Below are 3870 nucleotides of genomic sequence, written 5' to 3'. Positions count from 1 at the left end.
GATGTAGAGCCGGTTGCGCTTGGCCCCGCCGAAGGTGAGATTCGCCACCGTCTCGCCGATCGGAATAAGGCCGATCAACGTGCCGTCCGGCGCGTAGCAGGCGACGTCCTCATTCGCCGAGGTCCAGACATTGCCGGCGCGATCCACCCGGAACCCGTCATAGAGGCCGGTCTCGAGCGTCGAAAAAACATCACGCCGGGTCACCGTCCGGCCATCGGGTGAGACCTTGTAGGCGACGATCTCCGCGGCGCGGCTCGGGTCATGCGTCTGCCCGGTATCGGCGACGTAGAGCAGATCCTCGTCCGGCGAGAAGGCAAGGCCGTTGGGCTTGAGAAGATCGGTGACGACGGCCGTGATCTCCCCTGTCTTAAGATCCAGGCGATAGACGTTGGAGGCGCCGATCTCGGAGGGGGCGGCGTCGCCTTCATATTCAGAATCGATGCCGTAGGTCGGGTCCGAGAACCAGATCGTGCCATCGCGCTTCACCACGACATCGTTCGGCGAATTGAGCCGCTTGCCTTGAAAACTGTCGACCAGAGTCGTCCAGCGTCCGTCATGTTCCAGGCGGGACACGCGCCTGCCGCTGTGCTCGCAGGCAATGACCCTTCCTTCATGGTCAAGCGTATGTCCGTTGTGGTTGCCACAGGGCGATTCGAAGATGCTGACGGAACCATCCGTCTCATCGAAGCGCATCAGCCGGTTGTTCGGAATGTCCGACCACAGCAGGCTTTTCGCCGCCGGCACATAGACCGGCCCCTCGGCCCAGCGCATGCCGGTATACAGCTTCTCCAGTTGCGCGGAGCCAACGATGAGGCGCCTGAAACGCGGATCCAGAATCTTGTACGTCATGTAACGGTCCATTCCCTCTTTATCGAAGCCGGCCGAGGCTCTGGTCCTGCCCGGCCGCTCGCTCGACTATTGCGGGCCGATGGCGGGCCGTCCAGTGGGACGGAACCGCCGGTCCCGTCCTGTTTGCGCGATCAACCGACCCGGCCGTCCTACTGCACGCCCCAGATCGCCTTGTAGTGATCCCTGTAACCGTTGTCTGGGTCGAAGGTGTTCTGCGGTCCCCCGTCAAAGGCGATGTTCGCCTTTGTGACGACATGGAAGGGCGCGACATAGCCGGACCATGTCTGACCCGCGAAGGCGCGGTTCAGCTCGTCCACCAATTGCCAGCCCTGGAGGTTCAGCGGCTCCGCCACCGTCACCGCTTGATATTGTCCGGAGCGGATGCGTTCATAGGCCGATTTCGAGCCGTCCCCGGCCGCCACCGCCTTCGGGTTGCCTTCGCCGTCGATCCCGGCATCCGACAGCGACGGCCCCATGAAGTCGTAATAGATGTCGTTGATGGCGAGGCTGTCCGTCCATTTCGCGCCGAACTTCTGCAAAAGAGACGTGGTCAACTGCGGCATGCGGCTCGACGTATCGGCAATCGGCGTGTCCTCGTAGGCCAGAACCTTGCCGCCCATGGCAAGGATGATCTTCTTCATCTCCAGCGCCTTGGCGACCGCGATCTGATACTGCCCATCGGTGAAGATGACGACGGCGGGATGACCCTTGGCATCGATATAGGCCCAGAGGGCAGCGGCTTTCGAGACCAGCATCGGATCGGTCGACACATTGACGCGGACCGAGGTACCGGGAATGGGGCCGAGCTTCGCGCCGGCGTGCCAGGCAACGATCGGGATATGGGCCTGGTCCGCCGCCTGCAGCCCGGGCTTCTGCTCGATCGGATCGAAGCCTTCGATGACGATGCCGTCCGGTTTCAGCGCCAGCGCCTGGGCGAAGGCCGAGGTGCGGCCCGACACCGTGCCCGCGCCGTCGATGACCCGGACCTTCCAGCCGATGACCTTAGCGGCTTCCGTGAAGCCGTTGGTGACGCCGAGAATGCCGCCATTCTTCATGTCACCCGCAAGCACGACGATGCTTTTGCCGGTCGCCGCCTTGGGGCCGGTCGTGGGTCCGTCCCAGGTCGTGACATGGGCCGAGTATTTGGCGAGGAAGGCTTTGGCGTCCGACATCGTGTCGGCATGGGCACCTGTAAGACCGGCCCCGAGCGCCAGAGCCATCGCGCAACCGGCGAGCAATCCGCGTGTCATCTTCATGAAGCCGTTTCCTTTGTTTTTTGTCGTTGTCGTTTCTTGTTGTCTCAGGCTTTGGGCCGAAGGCGCATCGCGCCGCGGCGGCGCTGGGCATAGCCTGCGATGCCGATGGCGATGAGCAGGGTGACGCCGTTGAACATCGGTTCCACAAAGAAGGAGCCGCCGAACTGCTGGATTCCGGCGATGCCGATGGCCAGGATGGCAATGCCGATCATGGTGCCCCAGACATTCACCCGCCCCGGCTTGATGGTGGTGGAGCCGAGGAAGGCGCCGACGAGGGCCGGCAGCAGGTATTCGAGCCCGACGCTCGCCTGGCCGATGCGGAGCTTGGAGGCGAGCAACACGCCCGCGATGCCGGTGAGCAGGCCCGAGGCGATGAAGGCCGCAATCGTGTAGCGCTGCACAGGGATACCGTTCAGGGCTGCAGATTTCGGATTGGCGCCGATTGCATAAAGATAACGGCCGATGGGCAGGTGATCGAGCACGAACCAGAGCAGGAAGGCGAGGCCGAGAACGTAGAATCCCGTGATCGGGAGATGAAAGATGCGCGTGCCGTTGAGAGCAAGGAAACCATGCGGCAAAACGCCCACCACCTGCTGCCCGCCGGTATGCCAGAGCGCCAGCGCATAGAGCACCGTGCCGGTGCCGAGCGTCGCGATGAAGCTGTCTATTCTTGCGACCTCCACCAGAATGCCGTTGAGCAGTCCCACGAAAGCCGCGAGCAGGAGCACCACCAGGACCGCCACGGGCCAGGGCACCCCGTAATTCACCTGCAGGCTGATCGCCAGGATATGCCAGAGCACGATGCCGTAGCCGACGGTGAGATCGATCTTGCCGGAAACCATGGGGATCATTGCGGCGAGCGACAGCATGGCGATGATCGCTTTGTCGGACACGATCGAGCGCAGATTGAGCATGGTCGGAAAGGTGTCAGGCAGCAGCAGGGAGAAGAGCAGAATAAGCAGCAGCGTCAGGATCAGCAGGCCATAGACCGGCAAGAGGCGCATCACACGCTCCCAGAAGCCCACGTCACGCAGTTCGCTCCGGGTCGGCTCCAGCGCATCCGAACGGACGGAGTTGATCGCCATATCTCGTCTCCCTATGCGGCCTCGGAGGCGGAGGCAGCGCTGATCACTGCCTCCGTCGTCAGCATCTCGCCTTGCAGTTCAGCGATGATGCGGCCCCGGTTGAAGACCAGGGCGCGGTTGCAGATATGCGCGATCTCCTCGAAATCCGTGGAGATCACGAGCACGGCGAGCCCGGCATCGAGGGCGCGGGCGATGAGCCGGTAGATTTCCGCCTTGGCGCCGACATCCACCCCGGCCGTCGGGTCTTCCGCGATGAGCAGCCTCCGCTTCGTGGCGAGCCAACGGCCGACCACGACCTTCTGCTGATTGCCGCCCGAAAGCCCCTCGATCGCGAGGTCGGGGTCGTTGGGCGAGAGCCCGACGGTGGCGCCGAGCGCCCGCGCCTGCTCTGCCTCCGCGCGGGGGGAGAGCGGCCGGAACAGCCCCCTGCCCCCGGCGCCCGGATTGAGAAAGGCATTTTCGCGAATGCTGAGGCTGGGCGCGATCGATTCCTCCGCCCGATCGCGCGCCATGAGGCCGATACCGGCAGCGAGTGCCGCGCGGGTGGAGGAGAGATCAGGCTGGCTACCATCGAGCAGAACCGTGCCGCGATGCGGCAGCGTGCCGAACAGCGCGCGGCCCACCTCTTCCTGCCCGGCCCCGCGCAAGCCGACCAAGCCGAGAAGTTCACCCTCATAGAG

General features: G+C 63.9%; 4 protein-coding genes. All 4 read right to left on the bottom strand.

Going from position 1 to position 3870, the window contains the following annotated elements; genetic code table 11:
• The coding region (locus tag VL752_RS21540) for an SMP-30/gluconolactonase/LRE family protein (protein ID WP_325358601.1) at positions 1 to 861 on the bottom strand (861 nt) is incomplete at its 3' end.
• Between the two features lie 137 nt (positions 862 to 998).
• Entirely contained in the window at positions 999 to 2105 is a 1107-nt protein-coding gene (locus VL752_RS21535) for a substrate-binding domain-containing protein (protein WP_325358599.1), read from the bottom strand.
• A 44-nt stretch (positions 2106 to 2149) separates the two neighbouring features.
• Positions 2150 to 3190 (bottom strand): ABC transporter permease, encoded by a 1041-nt coding sequence (locus VL752_RS21530; RefSeq protein ID WP_325358597.1) that lies wholly within the window; start codon positions 3188 to 3190, stop codon positions 2150 to 2152.
• An 11-nt stretch (positions 3191 to 3201) separates the two neighbouring features.
• Positions 3202 to 3870 (bottom strand): ATP-binding cassette domain-containing protein (locus VL752_RS21525; protein WP_325358595.1); only part of this gene is annotated, 669 nt, incomplete at its 5' end.

This window comes from Acidisoma sp. (assembly GCF_035492295.1).
In the GTDB taxonomy this organism is placed as follows: Bacteria; Pseudomonadota; Alphaproteobacteria; order Acetobacterales; family Acetobacteraceae; genus Acidisoma.
The sequence above is the reverse complement of the archived record's forward strand: the minus strand, read 5'-3'. Positions and strand labels throughout refer to the sequence as shown.